This is a genomic window from Flavobacterium sp. FlaQc-28, from assembly GCF_044007415.1.
Classification (GTDB): domain Bacteria; phylum Bacteroidota; class Bacteroidia; order Flavobacteriales; family Flavobacteriaceae; genus Flavobacterium.
In genome coordinates this window covers 353759-374572 of the sequence record NZ_JBIPCM010000005.1, presented here as the reverse complement: position 1 = coordinate 374572, position 20814 = coordinate 353759, and the positions used below count along the sequence as shown (strand labels likewise).

At 37.7% G+C, this 20814-nt stretch carries 25 protein-coding genes; 19 read left to right on the top strand and 6 right to left on the bottom strand.

The features are described 5' to 3' along the window. Window positions 1-530: 530 nt before the first annotated feature. A complete protein-coding gene (locus ACHRVL_RS15525; protein WP_289877090.1) occupies window positions 531-929 on the bottom strand; it encodes a BON domain-containing protein in 399 nt (132 codons plus the stop codon). Window positions 930-1344: 415 nt separating this feature from the next. Between ACHRVL_RS15525 and ACHRVL_RS15520 the strand changes: the two genes are divergently transcribed. The 6 genes from ACHRVL_RS15520 (at window position 1345) to ACHRVL_RS15495 (ending at window position 5355) form a co-directional block, all read left to right on the top strand. Next, complete coding sequence (locus ACHRVL_RS15520; protein WP_395414188.1) at window positions 1345-1746, top strand: hypothetical protein; 402 nt, start codon at window positions 1345-1347, stop codon at window positions 1744-1746. A 2-nt stretch (window positions 1747-1748) separates the two neighbouring features. Then, complete coding sequence (locus ACHRVL_RS15515) at window positions 1749-2438, top strand: VIT family protein (protein ID WP_289877088.1); 690 nt, start codon at window positions 1749-1751, stop codon at window positions 2436-2438. 113 nt (window positions 2439-2551) lie between these two features. Next, a complete protein-coding gene (locus ACHRVL_RS15510) occupies window positions 2552-2989 on the top strand; it encodes a thioredoxin family protein (RefSeq protein ID WP_289877087.1) in 438 nt (145 codons plus the stop codon). A gap of 40 nt (window positions 2990-3029) precedes the next feature. Further along, complete coding sequence (locus ACHRVL_RS15505; protein WP_289877086.1) at window positions 3030-3923, top strand: FAD:protein FMN transferase; 894 nt, start codon at window positions 3030-3032, stop codon at window positions 3921-3923. Next, window positions 3920-4153 carry a DUF4266 domain-containing protein gene (locus ACHRVL_RS15500; protein ID WP_223705957.1) on the top strand — a complete coding sequence of 78 codons (234 nt, stop codon included), beginning with the start codon at window positions 3920-3922 and terminating at the stop codon, window positions 4151-4153. The genes ACHRVL_RS15505 and ACHRVL_RS15500 overlap by 4 nt, the downstream gene beginning before the upstream one ends. A gap of 17 nt (window positions 4154-4170) precedes the next feature. Continuing rightward, window positions 4171-5355: a DUF3570 domain-containing protein gene (locus ACHRVL_RS15495; RefSeq protein WP_289877085.1), complete on the top strand. Its 1185-nt coding sequence runs from the start codon at window positions 4171-4173 to the stop codon at window positions 5353-5355. 407 nt (window positions 5356-5762) lie between these two features. Here the strand turns inward: ACHRVL_RS15495 and ACHRVL_RS15490 are convergent, their stop codons facing one another. Continuing rightward, window positions 5763-6155, bottom strand: coding sequence for an MFS transporter (locus ACHRVL_RS15490; protein WP_255596546.1), 393 nt, complete (start codon window positions 6153-6155; stop codon window positions 5763-5765). Further along, window positions 6152-6886 (bottom strand): MFS transporter, encoded by a 735-nt coding sequence (locus ACHRVL_RS15485; protein WP_346429613.1) that lies wholly within the window; start codon window positions 6884-6886, stop codon window positions 6152-6154. Before ACHRVL_RS15485 ends, ACHRVL_RS15490 begins: the two co-directional genes overlap by 4 nt. A 38-nt stretch (window positions 6887-6924) precedes the next feature. Here ACHRVL_RS15485 and ACHRVL_RS15480 point away from each other — a divergent pair, with 38 nt between their 5' ends. The 6 genes from ACHRVL_RS15480 to ACHRVL_RS15455 all read left to right on the top strand — a co-directional run bounded on the left by ACHRVL_RS15480 (window position 6925) and on the right by ACHRVL_RS15455 (window position 10666). Then, window positions 6925-7263: a hypothetical protein gene (locus ACHRVL_RS15480; protein ID WP_276173703.1), complete on the top strand. Its 339-nt coding sequence runs from the start codon at window positions 6925-6927 to the stop codon at window positions 7261-7263. A 508-nt stretch (window positions 7264-7771) separates the two neighbouring features. Continuing rightward, window positions 7772-8287 (top strand): hypothetical protein, encoded by a 516-nt coding sequence (locus ACHRVL_RS15475; protein ID WP_139261751.1) that lies wholly within the window; start codon window positions 7772-7774, stop codon window positions 8285-8287. A gap of 73 nt (window positions 8288-8360) precedes the next feature. Next, window positions 8361-9221: an AraC family transcriptional regulator gene (locus tag ACHRVL_RS15470; protein ID WP_223705962.1), complete on the top strand. Its 861-nt coding sequence runs from the start codon at window positions 8361-8363 to the stop codon at window positions 9219-9221. A gap of 101 nt (window positions 9222-9322) precedes the next feature. After that, window positions 9323-9616 carry a putative quinol monooxygenase gene (locus ACHRVL_RS15465; RefSeq protein ID WP_395414181.1) on the top strand — a complete coding sequence of 98 codons (294 nt, stop codon included), beginning with the start codon at window positions 9323-9325 and terminating at the stop codon, window positions 9614-9616. A 159-nt stretch (window positions 9617-9775) separates the two neighbouring features. Further along, entirely contained in the window at window positions 9776-10096 is a 321-nt protein-coding gene (locus tag ACHRVL_RS15460; RefSeq protein WP_179003776.1) for a hypothetical protein, read from the top strand. 132 nt (window positions 10097-10228) lie between these two features. After that, on the top strand, window positions 10229-10666 hold the full coding sequence (locus ACHRVL_RS15455; protein ID WP_218651408.1) for a biotin/lipoyl-binding protein: 438 nt from the start codon (window positions 10229-10231) through the stop codon (window positions 10664-10666). Window positions 10667-10789: 123 nt separating this feature from the next. Here ACHRVL_RS15455 and istB read toward each other — a convergent pair whose 3' ends face one another. Both istB and istA read right to left on the bottom strand, forming a co-directional pair. Beyond that, complete coding sequence (istB, locus tag ACHRVL_RS15450; protein ID WP_256871094.1) at window positions 10790-11464, bottom strand: IS21-like element helper ATPase IstB; 675 nt, start codon at window positions 11462-11464, stop codon at window positions 10790-10792. Window positions 11465-11538: 74 nt separating this feature from the next. Next, window positions 11539-13092, bottom strand: a complete 1554-nt coding sequence (gene istA, locus ACHRVL_RS15445; protein ID WP_179003775.1) for an IS21 family transposase — start codon at window positions 13090-13092, stop codon at window positions 11539-11541. A gap of 153 nt (window positions 13093-13245) precedes the next feature. Between istA and ACHRVL_RS15440 the strand changes: the two genes are divergently transcribed. The 7 genes from ACHRVL_RS15440 to pgl all read left to right on the top strand — a co-directional run bounded on the left by ACHRVL_RS15440 (window position 13246) and on the right by pgl (window position 19957). Beyond that, on the top strand, window positions 13246-13461 hold the full coding sequence (locus tag ACHRVL_RS15440; RefSeq protein WP_395414178.1) for a hypothetical protein: 216 nt from the start codon (window positions 13246-13248) through the stop codon (window positions 13459-13461). 332 nt (window positions 13462-13793) lie between these two features. Next, complete coding sequence (locus ACHRVL_RS15435) at window positions 13794-14681, top strand: helix-turn-helix domain-containing protein (RefSeq protein WP_179003771.1); 888 nt, start codon at window positions 13794-13796, stop codon at window positions 14679-14681. A 284-nt stretch (window positions 14682-14965) separates the two neighbouring features. After that, window positions 14966-15532: a 6-phospho-3-hexuloisomerase gene (gene hxlB, locus ACHRVL_RS15430; RefSeq protein WP_179003770.1), complete on the top strand. Its 567-nt coding sequence runs from the start codon at window positions 14966-14968 to the stop codon at window positions 15530-15532. 38 nt (window positions 15533-15570) lie between these two features. Beyond that, on the top strand, window positions 15571-16209 hold the full coding sequence (hxlA, locus tag ACHRVL_RS15425; protein WP_179003769.1) for a 3-hexulose-6-phosphate synthase: 639 nt from the start codon (window positions 15571-15573) through the stop codon (window positions 16207-16209). Between the two features lie 82 nt (window positions 16210-16291). Beyond that, complete coding sequence (gndA, locus tag ACHRVL_RS15420) at window positions 16292-17701, top strand: NADP-dependent phosphogluconate dehydrogenase (RefSeq protein ID WP_179003768.1); 1410 nt, start codon at window positions 16292-16294, stop codon at window positions 17699-17701. Window positions 17702-17718: 17 nt separating this feature from the next. After that, window positions 17719-19254 carry a glucose-6-phosphate dehydrogenase gene (gene zwf, locus ACHRVL_RS15415; RefSeq protein ID WP_179003767.1) on the top strand — a complete coding sequence of 512 codons (1536 nt, stop codon included), beginning with the start codon at window positions 17719-17721 and terminating at the stop codon, window positions 19252-19254. After that, entirely contained in the window at window positions 19238-19957 is a 720-nt protein-coding gene (gene pgl, locus ACHRVL_RS15410) for a 6-phosphogluconolactonase (protein ID WP_179003766.1), read from the top strand. The genes zwf and pgl overlap by 17 nt, the downstream gene beginning before the upstream one ends. Here pgl and ACHRVL_RS15405 read toward each other — a convergent pair whose 3' ends face one another. Then, complete coding sequence (locus ACHRVL_RS15405) at window positions 19958-20569, bottom strand: TetR/AcrR family transcriptional regulator (protein WP_179003765.1); 612 nt, start codon at window positions 20567-20569, stop codon at window positions 19958-19960. Window positions 20570-20814 lie beyond the last annotated feature (245 nt).

Here is a 20814-nt window from a genome sequence, read left to right as displayed (position 1 = left end):
TATGACTAAGAATATATCCTTAGAGACACAAAACTTTAGATATAGCCATTTTTATAAAAACATCAAAAATATGCGTCTAAATCAAAAAGATCAGATTTACTTGATTTAAATCAAATTTCTATTTCATAATTTAATTGTAAATTTGCCACTAGAAATTTTAATTAAGCAGCTGTTTATTGAAGATAAGTATAGGGAATATATTCTTGGATCTAATAATTTAAAAAGCCAGAGGTTTGCTGCTTTGCCTCTGGTTTTTTTATTTTTTATCAGTATGCAGGACGAAAAACAAAAAATATCCATTATTCCATCCGCAAAAAATAGTGCCTTTATATAAAACTGGCCTTAAGACTGTTGATATTTGGCAGGTAAATCAAAACTGCCCAAAACATTGAATTGATCTCATTTTTTCTGACTGTTTTTTTGCTATCTGACACCCAGCTGTGGCGAAGTGCCTTTTCAACAATTTCTTTCTCAATTTCATTTTTGATCTCAGCTTCTATTTTGATCTCATCAATAAGCCCCTCACTCCATTAATAGCGAATTGCCTCATCAGTTGTTTTTCTCTGGAAATTCCAGTGTAGGATTCCTTTAAGAGTAACCCAGCCGTCTTTTACTGTAATTGTTAATCTATGGTTTGGGACTGCCCAGTTTTCCTTTAGGGTTTTAATGACTAAATCTGTTATCTCCTTGTCACTTCTAATATCTGATGTAAACAAATCAACTTTTACATTATTAAACACATCCCTAACCCCTGGAATTTTTTTAACAACATGTTCCGCTTCCTTTTTCTGAGCATAGGTATCTACAGTCCCTCCCAGATCAACTGCACCTTCGTTGACATGCACATCAATTTCAGTACTATGTAAAATAGGCTCCCATTTTAGGGCTTCTTTTACTTCTTTTCTTAAAATGTCATTATTCTTTTTCATGGCGCTTTTTAGTTTAAAAAATTAATTCAGTGCTGCAGATCAAACCTCTACAGCAAACCTCCTGTTTGTGATAAAACAAAATTGATTAAAGAATACGGGGAAAAAAATGATGTACATCAATCTCAAAAATGACCTAAATCATTATTGGAATTGTTACTTTTTTTTTACCACAAAAAGTTAACACGGTTCTTTAATTTTTTGGAAATTCTAAATTTTAGTCAAAATCTTAGCACAACGAATTATAAAAGCAGAAATTCACCTAAAAAATAATCAAAGAGATCAAAATACTAATAAGCAACATGCTGTAATTGAATGCTAAACAAAAAATAGAAAATAAAAATTTAGAATCATTCTAATGCAATTGCTCTAAAACGGAAGGCATTTTGAGTTAAATTTACTTGGAAAAAAGATTGAAATGAATGTCATTGATAAAGAGCTCTTAGAAGGCACACTTAAAAACATTGATAAAAAAATTGACCGGCTAAACAATCAAAAAATAACAGCTTTTTTTGAATCTCTGGCATTAGACAAGAGAAATGATATTAGCAAGGACTATCTGAATTGGGAAAATATACTGATAGTGGTTCCCAGCCGCAGTATTTTGAATGAAGTAATAAAATATAAAGACTTAATATCACGGATTTCTTTTATAACAAATCCAAATGCAGTAGAAATTCATATTTATGATTTCAATGATTGGAAAAAAAGCACCAAGAATAAAACAAAATTTCAAATTAGGGAATTGCTGAAAACAAATTTTGGAGGTACCGAAAAAATGGCTGAAAAGCGTGACTGGGTTAAACTGTTATTCAAATAAAAATGCACGTAGAAAACCATTTCATCAACAGAAGCGGCTGGTTAAGGGCAGCGGTCCTTGGAGCTAATGACGGGATTTTATCCACTACCAGTTTAGCAATCGGCGTGGCTGCCGCCAGTGTTTCCAGAGAACCAATTTTGCTGGCATCAGTCGCAGGGCTGGTTGCTGGTGCACTTTCAATGGCTGCTGGTGAATACGTATCGGTAAGTTCTCAATCTGATATTGAGACAGCAGATTTAAAAAGAGAAAAACTGGCGCTTGAAACCCAGCCGGAAGAAGAACTGAAAGAACTAACGGATATTTATATCCAAAGAGGATTAAATAAAGAATTAGCCCGACAGGTTGCCGTCGAATTAACAGCTCATGATGCACTTGGAACCCATTCAAGAGATGAACTCGGCATTAATGAAATAACGCAGGCCAATCCGCTTATGGCTGCTTTTGCATCAGCAATATCTTTTACCATCGGAGGATTATTACCGCTCTTGGTAGCCATTTTCGCTCCTATAAAGCAAATGGTCTTTTATCAATATGGGTTTTCAATTGTATTCCTTGCATTTTCCGGCTTTTTAGCTGCACAGGCAGGAGGTTCAAAAATATTTACCGCAGTTCTTCGTATTTGTATCTGGGGAACTTTTGCAATGGTGATGTCAGCATTGGTAGGTTATATCTTTGGTGTTCAGACCTCATAAGATAGAATGTGCTTTTTAACTAATTAAAAAATTAATTCAATCTTAAGCAATAAAAGAAAATAAGACCACTAACAATCCGTTATTTCGTAAATATCTAAAAACTAAACTCTGAAATGAAGCTCATTAGCCTGTTCCTTTTATTAACAACAGCAATTACCATAAACTGGGAACCTGATTTTAATAATGCTAAAAAAATTGCAAAGGAAAAACACGAATTGATTCTATTGAACTTCTCAGGCTCAGACTGGTGCGGTCCATGTATAGTAACACGTAGAAACTATTTTGAAAGTGAAGTTTTTACTGCCATGGCCAATGAAAATCTAGTGCTGGTTAATGCTGATTTTCCAAGAAAAAAGAAAAACATTGGAACTCCTGAGCAGGTTAAACGAAACGAGGATTTAGCAGAAATTTATAATAAAGACGGAAGTTTTCCTTTAACACTTCTTTTGGATGCTGATGGCAAAGTAATCAAAACCTGGCATGGAAAACCAGAAACTACTCCTGAACAATGGACTGCCGAAATAAAAGCGATCTGTGACAGCCGAAAATAACATACTGCAGAAACAAAAATATTCGCAATCCCTGAAACTCATGGGGAACAACTTTACTATAACAGTTGTTGCTGAAAATGAAAAAGCTGCAAATGAATATATCAATCTGGCTATTGAAGAAATCAGACGGATTGAAAAACTTTTAACTACCTATAAAGAGGACAGCCAAACCAATCTGATTAACGAAAATGCAGGAATCAAGCCTGTCAAAGTAGATTTGGAAGTTTTTAATCTTATCGAAAGATCTATGGGAATTTCGAAAATTACACAGGGAGCATTTGACATTTCGTATGGAAGCATTGACAAAAATTTATGGAATTTTGACAAATCCATGACTAAATTACCAGATGCCGAAACAGCATTAAAAATGGTATATCTCATTGATTATCGAAATATTATCCTTGATAGAGAAAACACAACCGTCTTTTTAAAAGAAAAAGGAATGCGTATTGGTTTTGGAGGTATCGGAAAAGGATATGCCGCAGAAATGGCAAAGCAGATTCTTATAAAACATAATGTACAAAGCGGTATTATTAATGCCAGCGGAGATCTTTGCGCATGGGGACTGCAACCGAACGGTAAAAAATGGACAATAGGTGTGGCTAATCCTGATGCGCCAAATGCGGCATTTTCGTTTATGGAAATATCCAATAAAGCAGTGGCAACATCAGGCAACTATGAAAAATTCGTGACCATTAACGGAAAAAAATATTCGCATACCATTGATCCAAAAACAGGACTCCCGATAACAGGAATAAAAAGCGTCACCATTATCTCCTCAAATGCAGAATTTGCAGATGCAATGGCAACTCCAATTGCGGTTATGGGAATTAAAGCAGGCTTGTTTTTAATAGATCAGATTCCTGATTTATACTGCATAATAATTGATGACAATAATAAAATTTACACATCCAAAAACATCCGTCTAAAATGAAAAAGCCAAAGCAAAAAATTCTCGTATTGTTATGCAGTACTGCTCTTGCCGGCCTGCTGCTTACCTCCTGCACTTCGGTTAAGGAATACCAAAAGGGGAAACTCAACGATTCTGAAATGGTGCTTTCTAACAGAAAAATTGAAAAGACAGAACTCAGTTTTCAATCCTACCGTGAAGGAGCTTCCGGAGCAAATTCAGGAAAAAGTGGTGGTGGCTGCGGTTGTAACTAATTTTCATACTATAAAAAATGAAAAGAATATTCATAACAGGATTTGCTTTATTGGCATTATTTCAGACAAGGGCGCAAAATGTTCCCACCGATTCTACCAGTTATAAAAGCAAAAAATTAAAATTGGAAGAAGTTAATCTAGTTTCGAGCTATTATAAACAAGATGGAGATAATTCAGCCGTTACGGGCGGAATTGGTTCTGAACATTTAACCGATATTGCAAACACGATCGATGTTAAACTGGTAAAGTACGGCGAAACCGGAATCAAACATACTTTTGATATAGAAGCCGGAATTGATCATTATACCTCCGCGTCGTCAGATATGATTGATTTGAGTGCGAATTCATCTGCTTCTTCATCTGATAACAGATTTTATCCTTCATTGACTTATTTAAGAGAAAATGAAGAAAAAGGAAGAACCTATGTCTTTGGGATTTCATCATCAACCGAGTTTGATTATCAGTCTTTTGGAGGAAATATTGCTTTCTCGCAAAAAACAAAAGACAAAAACGGGGAATTTACCGCTAAATTCCAAACTTATATTGATCAGCTTAAATTAATTGAACCCATTGAACTCCGTACACCAGGAAACGAAGGGTATGATAGTGCCAACAGAAACACTTTTGCCGGAACTTTAAGTTACTCACAGGTGGTAAACAAAAATCTGCAGTTGATGATCGTAGGTGATGTTATCAGCCAAAACGGGTATTTAAGCCTTCCTTTTCATAGGGTTTATTTTACTGACGGTTCTGTTCATCAGGAGAAAATGCCTGATACAAGACTTAAAATTCCACTGGGAATAAGAGCTAGTTATTTCTTTAGTGATAATGTGATTATCCGCGCTTATTATAGATATTATACAGACGACTGGAGCCTGAAAGCACATACTGCTGATCTGGAGATTCCTGTAAAATTAACTCAGGCATTTTCATTGAGCCCTTTTTATAGGTATTATACCCAAAGTGGAACCAAGTATTTCAAACCTTACGGCGAACATACTGCAGCCGATGAATTCTATACCAGCAACTATGATTTATCAAAGTTTGACAGCAGTTTCTTTGGAATGGGAATGAAATTTACTCCTCCAAACGGTATATTTGGTTTAAAACACTGGAACACTCTAGAAATACGCTATGGTCATTATACCAGAACCACTAATATGACTTCTGATATTATCTCCATTAATATAAAATATAAATAGTCAAAGTTAAAAAACGCCAGCATCAAGTACATTCCTATCCTAAACAAATTTTGCTATATATTTTCTAAAAAGTTTTATATTATTTTAAATATTATTTGAATCAAATTCTTGCAATAATAAATCAAATAATCTTATAGATTTTAATCTAATAAATATTCTTTAGAGATTCAATTATATTTTAAAAATAGCCTTTTTAACATTTAACCTCTACGATACATACAAACCGCTTCCTAACAAAAATTTAAAATAATTATCTTACAAATTTACTTGAAAGTAAGCCAATTTCTTTAAATCATTCATAAAATGGTTTGTAAATTGTATCTTTGAGGTCACAAAGCCAAATGGCGCCAATTGAAGACAATTTGACGCCATTTTTTATTTGTTTGAAATGATTCGCTTTCTTGGCGTTAAAAACCAGCCACTCTTTTTTCTCTTTTATGTTTCGCTTTCATAATTGCAAAAGCCCCGAGAACAATTAGAAGCATTGGAATTGCAGCTATGTTTACTCCTTTCCATCCCCACCTGCTCAGAAGGTCTCCTGCTGAAAGACTCGAAATGCTCATGATAATGTAAACAAAAAAATCATGAAAAGCCTGGACTTTTTCTTTTTCATCTTCTCGATATACCTTTGACAATAAAGTTGAGCCGCCTACAAACATAAAGTTCCAGCCTATTCCAAGAAAGATAAGACCGGACACAAAATGAAGAAAATCAGTGCCTGTCAGAACCAGATATAAATGCAAAAACAGTATGCCTACACCAGACAGAATTATTCTGCCCGTGCCAAATTTCTCAATCAAAGTGCCGGTAAAAAAAAAGGCACATACATTCCAAGCACATGCCACTGTATCACAACAGACGAATCATCGCCGGAATAGCCGCAGTGGTGCATTGCCAAAGGTGTTGCGGTCATAATCATTATCATCACGGAATATCCTACTGCCGAGGATAATAAAGCCAAAATGGTTTTATTCTGTCCCATAATTTCCCCCAGCGGTGTTGATTGCTTAAACTGAAAATCCTTCTGCTGCGCCGTTATACGTTTTTTCTCTTTTAGACCAAAAATAACCAGAAAAGAAATGATACTCAAAAAAGAGATGGATAAAAAGGAATAGGCAAATGAAACCGCGCCAATATTCTGGGTAGATCTGACTAAGGCCGGTCCCGCAATTGCGGCCACAACTCCGCCTCCGATCACAAATGATATTGCTTTTCCTTTGATCTTCTGAGGAACCGAATCGGCGGCGGCAAAACGATAATATTGTGTAAAAGCCTGGCAGACTCCTATAAGGGTGTTTCCTAAAACAAATAGAACAAATGAGTTTTTTAAAATAGCGTAAAATGAAAGCATTCCCGCAAGCACGCCGATGATTGTCCCAATAAGAAATGCTTTTCTCTGGCCCATCTTTTTAATAATAAGAGAAGCGAGAATCATCATAAGAACGGTTCCAACTGAAATCATAGCAATGGGCAGCGTAGCCAGACTTTTCTCTGGCGCAATCTCTAAACCGACAAGACCAGATAAAGCCATAACCAATATAGAGCCCGTCTGAAAAAGAGCTTGGGCAGATGAAAACAATAAAACTGTACTCCATCTTTTTTTTATTTTATTCCTCATACTTTTTTTTAAAATTAAATGACAGTTCCGCAAAAAGCGATTCCCCGCGATCATTGTTGTACCAGTTTTGCAGAGCAGCCTTTCCAGTTTCAAAACTGGCATTCTCAGCTTTCATCTTTTCCATAGGTTGGGATATATCTGGCGAAATTGTAGAAAAAACGGTTGGTGCCGATGGTTTTGAAGTAGGCGAAGCGGTTTTTGCACTTTCACCAAATGCCCGTGGCTATGCCGAATATGTAGCGGTGAAAGTCGATTTTTTAGCTAAAAATATTAGGAGAAAGCAAAAATAAGCAAAACGGTTAAGACCGTTCATATACAGTGGTTTATAAAACGTGAGGCAAAATTTGGAAGTAGGTGTCCGACAAGTTTTGGACTTAAAATGACAAGGTTAGGTTACTAAATCGTTCAGGCAAATCGGTTTCTTACACCAATGCCGCCCCAACAGAGTTTATCGAAAAACTAAAGCAGTTTGGCGTTCCCGAATTTGCCATTTTACTAACCGCCGGTTTTGCCGAAGATCAGAAAAACCACCAGTTTGAAGAGGTAACAAACGATCTGGAAAACCTTTTGGGAAGAAAACCTTTGGCATTGAAAGAAGCATTAAAAGAAATCTATGAGTTGTAACAGCCCATACGACCTCATTAATGGTAAAATCTTACACCACCACACTCAGAATTTGCCGGGTGTGGTGGTGTATTTTAGACTGTTTTTTTTTGTTAGTTTTGCATATATAATTCATCTGACAGATTGATTAAGAATATCCAATATTTCGTCCCAGGTCAGATGCACATAAAAACGATGCAAGATTTTGAGTACATAAAAATTGTTCCTGACAAACGGCTCTCCGGTTTTGTGGAGAGTTTCCTGCTATGCGCCAATCATACCGATGAAGATAAAGAAGTCATTATTTTTCCCGATGGAAGAGTGGACATTATGTTTAGCTGTACAGATCAGGAACCATTGGTAGCCGAATTATTTAATCTGGATAAAAAAGCAAGGCGGTATATTTTCAAAAAGCAAACAAAGCTTTTTATGGTATGTCTTACCTTGCTCGGTGCCGAATACCGGCTCGGATACAACGGGACAGATTTTGGAAAAGATGAGATTCGGCTTCCCGCAGGTTTTTGGGATATTTCTAAAGAAGACCTTACAAGCTTAGATAGCTTTGCAGAAAAGGTTTCGGAAAAACTTTTGGAAATATTCCCGAAAAAGATGGATGAAAGAAAGCAACAGCTTTTTGAGCTTATCTATTCGTCAGGTGGTAAGGCGTTATCAAGTACCCTCCTTACAGCAAGAAAAAACTCAAATGGCTAAAATCGCTTTTGGAACGAATTTTTTAATGACACAACCAAAGAACACTCCGTAAAAAATCAATTTAATTTTGACGATGGACATTACAAACCTTCCCGAAGATCTATGGGAACATAACGAAACTCATACTTCGGATTTGCAAATTTTCAATTACGAAGTGTATAAGAACGGTTCTAGAAACAGGATTGGCCTGAATAAAAATGTATTCAGTTTCTTATTGGATGGTCAAAAAAACATTCACTTTTCTAATGATATCATTTCAATCAATGAAACACAATCGCTACTTATCACATCTAATAATGTTTTGGTTACCGAACTGGTAGGTGTAAGCTCATACCGTTGTTTACTCTTCTTCTTTTCTCACAAAAACATCACCGATTTTTTATTGAAACATTCCCATTCTTTCAGTCAGAATGCCTCAGATAAAAAGATAACGGATATACCTTATTTCCTCTTAGAGAAAGACAATTTTATCATCCATTATATTCATTCGCTCCAACAGATTTTTGGTTTGCAACAATCTATCTCTCAAAAGATTTTGGAACTGAAATTTGAAGAAATAATGCTTTATCTGGCTGATAAATATGGGACGGTATTTTTAGATTACTTACATTATTTACTAATCAATGAAAGAGAATTATCATTTAAAATGGTAATTGAAAAGAACCTTTATACGAACTTGAATATTGACGAAATAGCCTTTCTGTGCAATATGAGTGCCTCTACTTTTAAGAGAAAATTTATAAGTATATACCAGAAATCTCCAGGGAAATGGTTTCAGAAAAAACGGCTTAACAAGGCCAAAGAATTGTTACATAATAACCAAGTCACACCTTCCGAAATTTTTATGGACTTTGGCTATGGCAGCTTGTCAAATTTTAGTGCAGCCTTTAAAAATGAATTTGGGTATAGCCCCAACCACATCCACTCTAATTGACCTCTTTTCATAACTTATTGAACCAAACTAATAAACGAAGCAGCACTGGTTTTTTCTAATTTTGTCTGATTAAAGAATTGTTTAACTAAAAAATAAAAACAATGAAAAAATTAGGATTGTTAGTTCGGTTGGAAGCAAAGGCCGGCCAAGAAAAAAACGTTGAAGATTTTATTACAAGAGCATTACCGCTTGCTCTTGAAGAAGCCGGTACCGTTACGTGGTATGCATTCCGTATTGATGCTTCTACCTTCGGTATTTACGATACTTTTTCAAACGAAGAAGGCAGAGAGGCACACCTTGGCGGTAAGATCGCAAAAGCATTAATGGAAAATGCACCAGACCTATTGGCAACACCTCCGTCTATTGAAAAATTGGACATTTTAGCTGCCAAATAGCCTAAGATAATACCATTATATTTAAGGGAGGATTTTGCAAAAACTCAGCAAAATTCTCCCTTAATTGTTCAAAAAAATATCTTCTCTTCCTCATTTTTTAGGTATTTAAAAAATCAACCCAAAAAAGCTTACGTCCTTTGCATTATCAAATTTAAAGAGATGCAAAAGGTAAAAGAAACCACGGATAAACACCTTGTCCTCGTTGCCGACAGCGATGGGATCAATACCGTTTTCCTGATGCTGGTGGAGCGGCTCAAAGATGACCGTTTGTATGGGGAGCATTTAACGCTGCTCTATGTTTCCGACAATTATGGGTTTGTCTTCAAAGAAGAACTGGATATCCTGACCAAACGTTTTCCAACTCGTTTTTTGACCTGCTACGAAAGTTCCCACCGACAGGAAACACTGGACCCTATTATCAATACCAACACCAAAAAACAAATGGAATTCCATCTTGATCTGGCAGAGGAAGAAAGATAGAGTATATGTTCCGAACTCCACTTTCTCGGCATTGACAACCGCAACATTCATATCATTACCCATCAATTATATCAAAATCATTAAAAAAAATAAAAATGAAAGCAAGATAAAGCAAGATTAGGTTATATCTCCTTGATCGTAGGTTCTATACTGACATTAGGTTCATGTAAGAACAAAGAAGGAGACACAAAAGAGGAAACGAGCCCCTTTTCGGTAGTTGCCCAGAAAATAGAGGAAAATTCATATGCCTCCAATATCTCTGTAAGCGGTAACATCGAAGGAAACAAGACGGTACGACTGGGCTTTATGGTTGCCGGGAAGATTGACAGGATCAACGTGAACGAAGGACAGAACGTCGGACAGGGACAACTCATCGCAACACTCGATCCTTCCAACTACAGCATTGCCAAAGAGATTACCGATGTACAGGTGAACCAGGCAAGCGATGAGTACAGCAGGCTTAAACTCATGCACGACCGAAACAGCCTTAGCGAAAGCGATTTTAAAAAAATCGACTTTACCCTGCAAGGTGTAAAACTCAGTGATATTGACCACCTGATTACAATTTAAAGTGACCACCTTGTTTTGGTTTAAAGTGACCATCTAATTCCGGTGCAAAGTGAGCACCTCGATTTATTTCAAAAAACTACTTTTTTTCGTGTGTTAGTTATTATTTCAAAGATAGATAAATAATTATCCTTTGTTTATGCTTTTTTTCTTCCTCATTGATTCCCCATGCAGTTCAACTCTATGTGATTGATGTATTAGTCTGTCTAAGATTGCATCTGCTATAGTTTTCTCGCCAATTATATCATACCATCCCTGAACCGGGATTTGCGAGGTTACGATAATTGAGCCGTTGTTATGTCTGTCCTCAATGATCTCTAAAAGTGCAATTCTGTTGTGACTGTCAAGAGACTGCAGGCCAAAGTCATCGAGTATGATAACATCCTGTCTTTGTATTTTCGTGAGTTCTCTTAGATAAGTGCCGTCTGCTTTTGCCATTTTGAGCTTTGCAAACAATTTTGCGGAGTTAAAATAACTTACCTTATAACCTTCTATGCAGGCCTGATAGCCAAGTGCTGGTCCTAAAAAGCTTTTGCCGACACCCGTGCTTCCTGTAATTAAGATATTCTCATTCTTTTCTACAAAACTGCACTCTGCAAGCCGGAGTATAAGATTTCTGTCGATGTTTCGGGACTGGTCAAAATTGATGCTTTCAATATTTGATTTGTAGTGGAATCGTGCATTGGCAATACTCCGTTCTATACGTCTGTTGTGTCTTTCATCCCATTCGGCATCTATTATCATTGATATAAACTGATCAAGGGTATAATGATCAGTTTTGCCACTTTCGATAGCTGTCATGAAGGCATTGTGCATTCCATGAAGCTCATCTGCTTCATTTTTGTTACGGTAGATTCATTCATTGTATATTGATTTTAGTTATAATAATTTTTTCCTCTAATATTATTGTGTTCGGGAAGATCCTGTTCCTGTTCCATTTCGTGTTCAATAGATATTTTATCCAGACTGTTATCTAAGATGTTCTGTATAGTTTTAAAATTATAAATCTTAAAGTCCAGAGCGCGTTTACAGGCATTTACTAATCTTTCTGTACCTACTTTCTTTTCAAAAGATAATATCCCTAAACAGCTTTTATAGGCCTGCTCCGGGTGGTTTCTGCTTTCGATTATCTGCATAATGTATTCTCCTACTGCCGGATCAATACTGTTGGCCCAATCAATAAATCTTAGGGCATTCCATTGGGATACAAATTGATGTGTGCTTGCCAGATGTTCAGGATTTGTAGAGTAGATGTAAGGCTTGGGATTTCTGATGTGAGTAGCTATACGATTGTATTTGAAGTAGATTTCAACTGTAGAGTTTGTGTAGAGTAGTTTTACTTTTTTCTTTAAATATTGATAAGGTACACTGTAATAATTCTTATCCTGGCTTAGTTGAACATGTCCATTCTGCATAACTGTTGCTAGAGACTGGTATTTAATCTCAAAGCGTTCCAGAGGAAGCGGTTGCAGTTCATGTCTTTCATCTTCAATAAAGAGTTCAAAACGAGAGTAAGGTCTTCCGGTAAGTTTCTTATTGTTATGAGCATCCAGAAGAGTCCATATCTCCTGATTTAGTTCGTCTATACTGAAGTATTTAGTGTCTTTTAAGTTTGCATAAATTCTTCTGTAAAGTATTTTAACCGCACCTTCGACCAAAGATTTATCTCTTGGTCTATATGCTCTTGCTGGGAGAATAGTAGTCTCATAATGTTCTGCTAAATCTGCCAGAGTTTCATTAATGGTAGGTTCGAAGCGGCTGGTTCGGATTACAGCAGATTTTAAATTGTCTGGTACTATTGCAGCAGGTGTTCCTTCAAAAAAACGCATTGCATTCTCTACCGAAGCTACAAAATCTTCCTTTTGCTGACTCATGGAAGCTTCTGCATAAGTATATTGGCTTGCTCCGAGTATAGCTACAAAAAACTGCACTTCTCTGATCTCTGATGTGCTTTTGTCTAAAATTGAGAGTGTCTTTCCAGCATAATCTACATACATTTTATCACCAGCCTTGTGGTTCATATGCATCACAGGATTTACTTTATTACCCCAGTCCCTGTAACGGTTTCTGAATTGGGTAATTCTCAAGCCATCGGGATTTAAAGCGATATATCTCTCCCACATGATTTGTATGGTAATGCCGGTTTTTTTTAATTCCCGTTCCATCTGTGGAAAATAAGCATAGAGATCCTCGATTCTTGAGGAAAGAACTTCTGCGGGGCCTGGGGAAAACAGTTCATCTAATTCAGTATCGGTTTTCTTGTTGACAGACTCAAGGCTTAATCCAAGCACTTCAAATAAAGAGATGTATTTTTTTACTGTGTTTCCGGAAAGCGATAAATACTTGCTTATAAACAGCTTGTTTTTGCCGTTACAATGTAATTTAATAACTTTTCTAATTTTATTCATGTCTAGTTTGTTATTTGCCATAGCCTGTAGTTTTTATATAGATCCATGGTTTAACAACATGAAAAAGAAGTAGTTTTTAGTGGTCAATTTGAACCGAAACTATGTGGTCAGTTTAAATTGAAAAGTGGTGGTCAGTTTGATCCGAAAGCGGTGGTCACTTTATGCTGAAAAAGCGTGGTCAATTTGACCGTTTTTTCCAGCCAAAGGCTTGCAGATAAAAATATACGTGTTACCCCGCTGCATCCAGGATGGGTACAAACCAGAATGGGGGGCGATACAGCTCCGGTAACTCTTGAGAAATCGGTAAATGGCATCTACAAAGCAATTACTGAAAACACCCAGACAGGAAAATTCTGGAATATTGAATTGGACGCGGTTGAAGAATTTTAAGGGCTGATCAGAATAGATTCCTTTTATAAAATAGGATATTTTCCATATCTCAATTTTAACAAATGAAATTAAAACCTGAAATAATTCTGTTTCGGGTTTTAATTTTTATGCCTGTCTGCGCAAAGCCAGTCTTTTAAATATTCTTAATGTAGTTTAAGATAAATTCTTAAACTGGATCATTCCTGTAAAAATCAGAAAAGCGTACTTTTGTCCTTTGCTTTTTTTAATTGAATTAGCAATGCTTCATTAGTATGGCCAAACCTAATTTTTAAAAAGTAACAATTTGATTTACCCCCTTGAGGGTTGCCAGTTCAATAACACAAAAATATCATATGGATTTAATGCGGTTAGAAATTAAGAAAAATATTCAAAAATTGGAAGATACAAATTTGTCATTCCGGGTTTTTGACTTGACCCAAGCCAATATTGAACAATATCTGCAGCCCCATAAAAAGGATCATTTCTGTATTATTTTAGTCGAATCCGGAGATATCAGCATACATATTGAAGACAAAATTTATGCATTAAACTCGGGGAAAATCTCAATTGCATTTCCTGAACAGATACACTTTCTTTCCAATTACAGCAATGATATTACAGGTAAGATCATTTTGTTTGAAGAAGTATTATTTTGTTCGGACATACTTAAAAATGAACTAAGCGCTTACAACGTTAACCTATCGGCACACCTTAACTGCACTGCACTTTCAAAGCCCGAATTCGAACAGGTGCTTCCCATTGTTCAGAACATCCACGATATATATAATATTCCAAGCCTTGTCAGGAAAGAACAGGCACGTTTTTACATTAAAATTTTCCTTCTGGGTCTTATTGAATCCGTTCATGGCCAGCACCCTGTACTCAATCAGGAGTCTGCTTTGACAAACCAGCATCTTTATATCGCTTTCAAAAAATTACTGAACCAGAAGTATAAAACCCAGCGCACCGTTCAGTATTATGCACTGGAGCTTGCAGTCAGCGCCAAAAAACTCAATGCAATAACCAAAAAGCACTGCGGTGAAACTGCCATAAACGCCATCCATAACAGAATTCTTACTGAAATCAAAAGACAGTTACTATTTTCTCACCTCTCACACAAAGAAATTGCATTTGACCTGGGATTCAGCTCCCCCTCTGCCCTAAATAAATTTGTAAAGGCAAAACTAAAAGAAACTCCAACAGATCTTCAAAACGAACTGGCGCAAATTTATACCGCATAGTCCTGTTTGTATAACATCCATCCTTTTCTCCTGTCCTATCTTTGCATCAGTAAATACTACTGTTTCAAAGATGTACAAATTCTTATTGCCTTACAGGCACTGCAGCTTAATTATTTTCTTTAATTCTACTGATCAGGAATTAAAATTATAATTCAAACCTGCCTGTAAAACTGGCAGTATCCATAATCAGAAAATCGCACTAGTATCATTCATCTAACCTTTCCAAAGGGTAAGCTATTTGAATGATAGCAGGCATTTATACGCTTATTTTTAAATAATAAAATATGAATTTCAATAGTTTGATAAAAGAAAACCTGCACAAAATTTTAGAGGAAAACTTAAAATTAGCAGACCAGCTCGACCCTCAGCAGATTGATGCATTGGTGAGCAATATTAAATCAGCCAACCGAATCTTTGTAATGGCAGCCGGCAGAAGCGGACTTGCCTTAAAAATGGCTGCAATGCGTTTTATGCACTTAGGCTATAGTGTATATGTAGTTGGTGAAACTGTTACCCCTGCTATCCTTGAAGGGGACCTGCTGCTTGTAGCATCAGGATCCGGTACGACTTCAACAGTTTTATCCGCGGTAGAAAAAGCAGTAAAACAAAAAGCCGGCGTTGTAGCCATTACCGCCGATGCAGACAGCACCCTGGCCAAATTAGCAACAAATATTCTGCTGATTAATGCTGCCACAAAAACAGATTTTGGCGTATCGGTTTCTAACCAGTATGCAGGAAGCCTTTTTGAACAATTTACATTATTTATACTCGAAAGCGTTTTTATGACTCTTTGGCAGGAATCTGGTTTAACCAAAGAAGACCTGTGGCCGAAACACGCTAACCTTGAATAACTTTTTTTTACAATTAATTTTTTTAAACATTTTTAGACATGACAAAATTACAAGTCGCAATTGATTTACTTACTACAGAAGCAGCATTAGAACTAGCAGCAAAAGTAGCACCTTACGTAGATATTATCGAATTGGGTACTCCCCTTATTAAAGCTGAAGGCCTTAGTGTTGTAACAGCGATGAAAGCAGCATTTCCGGACAAATTGGTTTTTGCTGACATGAAAACTGCCGATACCGGTGCATTGGAAGCAGAAATGGCATTCAAAGCTGGGGCTGACCTTGTAACAGTTATGGGGGCTGTCGATGATGCAACCATCAAAGGAGCTGTAGAAGCAGCAAAAAAATACGGCAGAAAAGTAGTCGTTGATACGATCGGGGTTAAAGGCAGAGTGCAGAGAGCAAAAGAAGTTACTGCTTTTGGAGTAGCTTTTGTTGAATTACACGCAGGTCTTGACGAGCAGGCACTGCCTGGGTACTCTGTACAAACACTGATCAGTGAAGGAAGAGAAGCAAAAGTTCCATTTTCTGTTGCTGGTGGTGTAAACATCGATACAATAAAAGATGTTGTAGCCGCAGGTGCAGATGTAGCTGTAGCAGGTGGTGCAATTTATGGCGCTAAAGACCCGGCTGCTGCCGCAAAAGCATTAAAAGATGCTATAAACAGTGTAACTGTATAATACTTTATCCTTTAAGGCTGGACTATATCTATAGCTTCCAGCCTTAATTTTTCAATAATAAATTTAGATTACTATAACCATTATGAACAATACATTCGATTTTGGCATTGTTGGCTTAGGTGTAATGGGCCGCAATCTGCTGCTAAATATGGCCGATCAGAAATTTGCTGTTGCAGGCCTGGATTTAGATACAGAAAAAGTGTTGTCCCTTACTAAACAGGCAGACGCACAACAGCTCATTAAAGCCACAACAGAAGTGCAGGAATTTGTTTCACTCATCAAGCAGCCCAGGGCAATCATGCTGCTGGTACCCGCAGGAAAACCTGTAGATAATGCGATTGAAAACCTGCTGCCCTACCTTGATAAAGGCGACATCCTTATCGACGGGGGAAATACTTACTTCACCGATACGGACCGCAGGTTCACAGAATTATCATCCAAAGGCATTCATTTTTTCGGGATGGGAATTTCAGGAGGTGAAAAAGGGGCACGATTTGGTCCAAGCCTTATGCCCGGCGGTGACAGAAAGGCTTATGAAAGACTTCGTCCTGTTTTTGAAGCCATAGCAGCAAAAGTTGATGGCGAGCCATGTGTAGCTTATCTGGGTAACGGATCGGCAGGCAACTATGTAAAAATGGCTCATAATGGTATTGAATACGGCATCATGCAGCTTATTTCAGAGATATACGATCTTATGAAACGCGGCTGCAACATGGACGACGATACCATCCAAAAAACATTTGAAGACTGGAATGGCACTGAACTTCAATCCTACCTTATTGAGATCACAGCAGATATTCTTAAAAAAACAGATACCAACGGAAAGAAGCTTATCAATGTAATATCTGATTGGGCTAAATCTAAAGGAACCGGAAAATGGACCTCACAAAATGCGATGGACCTGCAGGTGCCCCTGCCTACGGTAGATGCTGCCGTGGCCATGCGTGATATGTCCAAAAACAAACCCGAAAGAATTCTTGCTGCCCAGAAATTGGTTTGGAATACACCGAAAAGCACTACAGATCTGCCTTTGTTGATTGAAGAACTTAAGGGAGCTTTGCATTTTTCCATATTAATTACCTATGCGCAGGGACTGGCATTGCTGACCACGGCCTCACAAGAATACAAGTACGGGCTGAACCTTGAAACAGTTACAAAAATCTGGCGTGGCGGCTGCATAATCCGTGCCGCAGTTCTGGAAGATTTCAGACTGGCCTATTTGAGAAATCCGGAGCTTCAAAATATACTCCTTGATGACAATATAGCCTCATCACTGAATGATAATCAGATCAGCATCCGAAATACCATACAATCAGCAGTTCAAAAAGGCATTCCTATTGCCGGGCTCATGAACTCATTGGCCTATTTCGATGCTTACAGATCAGAGTATCTGCCTACAAACCTTATACAGGGACAACGCGACTACTTTGGGGCACATACGTACGAACGTACTGATCGTCCGGGTATATTCCACACGCAGTGGAATGACTAAATTTTAAACGCAGCAAAATGAATAACGTCAATACTATAAAGCCAGCCATCATAATTGTTTTTGGAGCAACCGGTGATCTGGCTAAAAGAAAGCTTTTCCCGGCTTTTTACAACCTTTACCTTGATGGCCGTATGCCGGAAGAATTTAAGATCATTGCATTGGGAAGGGCCGAAAGCTCCGATGAGCAGTTCCGCGCCTATGTCAATGAAAACCTGACAGCGTTTTCCAGAAATAAAATAGATTCCCCGGAAAATTATCAGCAATTCGCTTCCCATATCACCTATCTCCAGAATGATATTAATCAGCAGGAATCTTATCAGGCCTTAAAGCAAGACATAGATCAGACAGACAAGGCATTTGGCAAGCGCGCCAACAGGCTTTTTTACCTTTCCATTGCGCCATCTTTTATCGCGGCGATATCAAATAACATCAAGAAATTAGACCTGGCTTCCAATGCTGACCAGGACCGCATTATTGTTGAAAAACCTTTCGGTTACAATAAAAGTTCAGCCGTGCAGTTAAACAAGCTATTGTCGCAGACTTTCAAGGAAGAACAGATATACCGCATAGATCATTATCTGGGTAAGGAAACAGTCCAGAATATCCTGGCTTTCCGCTTTGGCAATTCCATGTTTGAGCCTCTGTGGAACCGCAACTTCATTGATTCTGTTCAAATCACCGTTGCAGAAGAAGTCGGGGTTGAAGATCGAGGCGGCTTTTATGAGGATGCCGGTGCATTAAAAGATATGATACAAAACCACCTGATGCAGATTTTGACTATGGTGGCCATGGAAGCCCCTACATCACTGCAGGCAGATGAAATACGAAACCGTAAAGCTGATGTTTTAAAATCGATCCGCCGGATTACACCTCAGGAAGTCGAACATTATACTGTCAGAGGCCAGTACGATAATGGTGCTATTAAAGGAAAGTCTGTAAAGGGGTACCTTCAGGAAAACGGTGTTGCGCACAATTCTGCCACCGAAACTTTTGTGGCCATGAAATTTTACCTGGATAACTGGAGATGGCAGGGTGTGCCTTTTTATGTTCGTACCGGTAAAAGAATGAAGGAAAAACAATCCTCTGTCGTAATTCAGTTCAGGCCTGTTCCCCATTCTACCTTTTCTTTTGGAAAAGAAGGATTAATGCCAAACCGCTTAATTATAAACATTCAGCCCGCAATGGATATAAGACTGCAGTTTATGACTAAAAAACCAGGGCTTTCCTTATCGCTTAAACCGGCTGAGATGGTCTTCGACTACTTCTCATGCTCGGCCAAATCCCCGGAAGCTTATGAAACGCTGATACTTGATGCGCTGCTTGGAGACCCTACTTTATTTATGCGCTCAGATCAGGTCGAAGAAGCTTGGGACGTAGTGACAACAATTCAACAAGCATGGGAAAATGATAAGTTCTTAAACCTGCATAAGTATGAGGCCGGAAGCTGGGGTCCGCAGCAGGCAGATGCTTTGCTTGCACGTCAGGGACATGCCTGGATATCAAATACCTGTAATGAAGTCAAAGAAAAAGTAACAGATGATCAGTATTTTTAACAATAAGGAAGAGATGACGATACCTGCAGCTGAAATTTTTATCGCTGCGGCACAAAATTCAATACAGCAGCGCGGCCGATTTGTAACTGCCCTTACAGGCGGCACATCTCCTGCAGCCATTTACAAACTTTTGGCGACAAAATCCTACAAGGAAAAAATAGACTGGAATAAGGTCTTTGTATTTTGGGGTGACGAGCGATGGGTGCCGCTGGATAATGAGATGAGCAACGCAAAAATGTCTTCTGATTACCTTTTAAATCATGTAAGCATACCCAAAGCAAATATATTTCCAATGTACAGCTCTGGTGTGACAGCTGAAGATTATGCCTTTCAATACGAACAATTCATTAGAAATGTTTTGGGAGAGGACGGAAAATTTGATTTTATATTTTTAGGAATGGGAGACGACGGACATACGGCTTCACTTTTTCCAGATCAGGAGGTTTTGAAAGAAAATACGAAATGGGTATCTGCCTATTATCTAAAATCTCAAAATATGAATCGTATTACCCTGACAGCTCATTTAATTAATAAAGCCAGAGAGATTGTGGTACTCACTTTCGGGGAGAGTAAATCACAGGCACTGTACGAGGTTTTACACGGAGAATATAATCCGCAGAAATATCCAATGCAGTTAATTAAACCTGTAGATGGAAAACTTTTGTTCCTGACTGATAAAAACGCCGCACAAAAGTTTTCATAATTATCCGTTGCGCAGAATAGTATAAAAATAGTCCTTTAATTCTGTATATACTGTCTGCTTATCGCGGAGTTCTGATTCCTGCCAGTCAAGCAGATCCGTGATAAATGGGCTTCCCGAAAAAATCCTGGGTACAAAGGCTATTATATTGAGTGTTACAACATCGACATTTACCGTTTTAAAAAGACCCTCTGCCATACCCTCAAGGATTATAGTTTTAATCAGTTCATACTTTTTGCGGGTAGCCTGCGTAATTACTTCTTTAATCGAATCGTGATGTAAAAGGGTTATCTCCCGGCTAAGCAGGCGATGGAAGCTGCGATGGCTGTCAATATAGCTGCCATAAATTTCGAGGAAAGCATCTAATTTTTTATCTGCAGGTTTGCTGTTGTCCATTTTTGTGAGTGCCAGTTCATAGGCCGAAAACCTTCTCTTAAAAATAGTAAGATACAAATTCTCCTTCGAGCCAAAATGATAGTTGACCAAAGCCAGGTTCACACCTGCTGCCTTTGCTATGTCCCTAATGGAGGTATCGCTGTAACCTCTATCTGAGAATAAAGATTCGGCAGTTTCCAGAAGAACTTTTTTTATGGCCGTAATATTGTCTTTTTCCATGTTATTGTTACTTGTAAGGTCTCAGATCAAACTTTTTTTCAAATGTTATCACAATGTTTTTTTAAATAAGCATCTAAAAATGCCCTGAATAATAAGAAATACTACTGTGAGGCTAAGTTAAGGCGATATCAGACAGGTACCAATAAACTAGATTAAGAAAAATTCAAATAACATCCTGTAAAAACGAACAGATTTGAAGTACAGAAAAGCCTTGTATAATAGATTTTCCTTAAGCTAGATTAAGA

Bases quoted from the DNA above. Each gene is read 5' to 3' on its own strand.
- ACHRVL_RS15525 (WP_289877090.1), bottom strand. From the start codon at position 929: ATGAAAAAGAATAATGACATTTTAAGAAAAGAAGTAAAAGAAGCCCTA.
- ACHRVL_RS15520 (WP_395414188.1), top strand. From the start codon at position 1,345: ATGAATGTCATTGATAAAGAGCTCTTAGAAGGCACACTTAAAAACATT.
- ACHRVL_RS15515 (WP_289877088.1), top strand. From the start codon at position 1,749: ATGCACGTAGAAAACCATTTCATCAACAGAAGCGGCTGGTTAAGGGCA.
- ACHRVL_RS15510 (WP_289877087.1), top strand. From the start codon at position 2,552: ATGAAGCTCATTAGCCTGTTCCTTTTATTAACAACAGCAATTACCATA.
- ACHRVL_RS15505 (WP_289877086.1), top strand. From the start codon at position 3,030: ATGGGGAACAACTTTACTATAACAGTTGTTGCTGAAAATGAAAAAGCT.
- ACHRVL_RS15500 (WP_223705957.1), top strand. From the start codon at position 3,920: ATGAAAAAGCCAAAGCAAAAAATTCTCGTATTGTTATGCAGTACTGCT.
- ACHRVL_RS15495 (WP_289877085.1), top strand. From the start codon at position 4,171: ATGAAAAGAATATTCATAACAGGATTTGCTTTATTGGCATTATTTCAG.
- ACHRVL_RS15485 (WP_346429613.1), bottom strand. From the start codon at position 6,886: ATGGCTTTATCTGGTCTTGTCGGTTTAGAGATTGCGCCAGAGAAAAGT.
- ACHRVL_RS15480 (WP_276173703.1), top strand. From the start codon at position 6,925: ATGAAAACAATAAAACTGTACTCCATCTTTTTTTTATTTTATTCCTCA.
- ACHRVL_RS15475 (WP_139261751.1), top strand. From the start codon at position 7,772: ATGCAAGATTTTGAGTACATAAAAATTGTTCCTGACAAACGGCTCTCC.
- ACHRVL_RS15470 (WP_223705962.1), top strand. From the start codon at position 8,361: ATGGACATTACAAACCTTCCCGAAGATCTATGGGAACATAACGAAACT.
- ACHRVL_RS15465 (WP_395414181.1), top strand. From the start codon at position 9,323: ATGAAAAAATTAGGATTGTTAGTTCGGTTGGAAGCAAAGGCCGGCCAA.
- ACHRVL_RS15460 (WP_179003776.1), top strand. From the start codon at position 9,776: ATGCAAAAGGTAAAAGAAACCACGGATAAACACCTTGTCCTCGTTGCC.
- istB (WP_256871094.1), bottom strand. From the start codon at position 11,464: ATGACAGCTATCGAAAGTGGCAAAACTGATCATTATACCCTTGATCAG.
- istA (WP_179003775.1), bottom strand. From the start codon at position 13,092: ATGGCAAATAACAAACTAGACATGAATAAAATTAGAAAAGTTATTAAA.
- ACHRVL_RS15435 (WP_179003771.1), top strand. From the start codon at position 13,794: ATGGATTTAATGCGGTTAGAAATTAAGAAAAATATTCAAAAATTGGAA.
- hxlB (WP_179003770.1), top strand. From the start codon at position 14,966: ATGAATTTCAATAGTTTGATAAAAGAAAACCTGCACAAAATTTTAGAG.
- hxlA (WP_179003769.1), top strand. From the start codon at position 15,571: ATGACAAAATTACAAGTCGCAATTGATTTACTTACTACAGAAGCAGCA.
- gndA (WP_179003768.1), top strand. From the start codon at position 16,292: ATGAACAATACATTCGATTTTGGCATTGTTGGCTTAGGTGTAATGGGC.
- zwf (WP_179003767.1), top strand. From the start codon at position 17,719: ATGAATAACGTCAATACTATAAAGCCAGCCATCATAATTGTTTTTGGA.
- pgl (WP_179003766.1), top strand. From the start codon at position 19,238: ATGATCAGTATTTTTAACAATAAGGAAGAGATGACGATACCTGCAGCT.
- ACHRVL_RS15405 (WP_179003765.1), bottom strand. From the start codon at position 20,569: ATGGAAAAAGACAATATTACGGCCATAAAAAAAGTTCTTCTGGAAACT.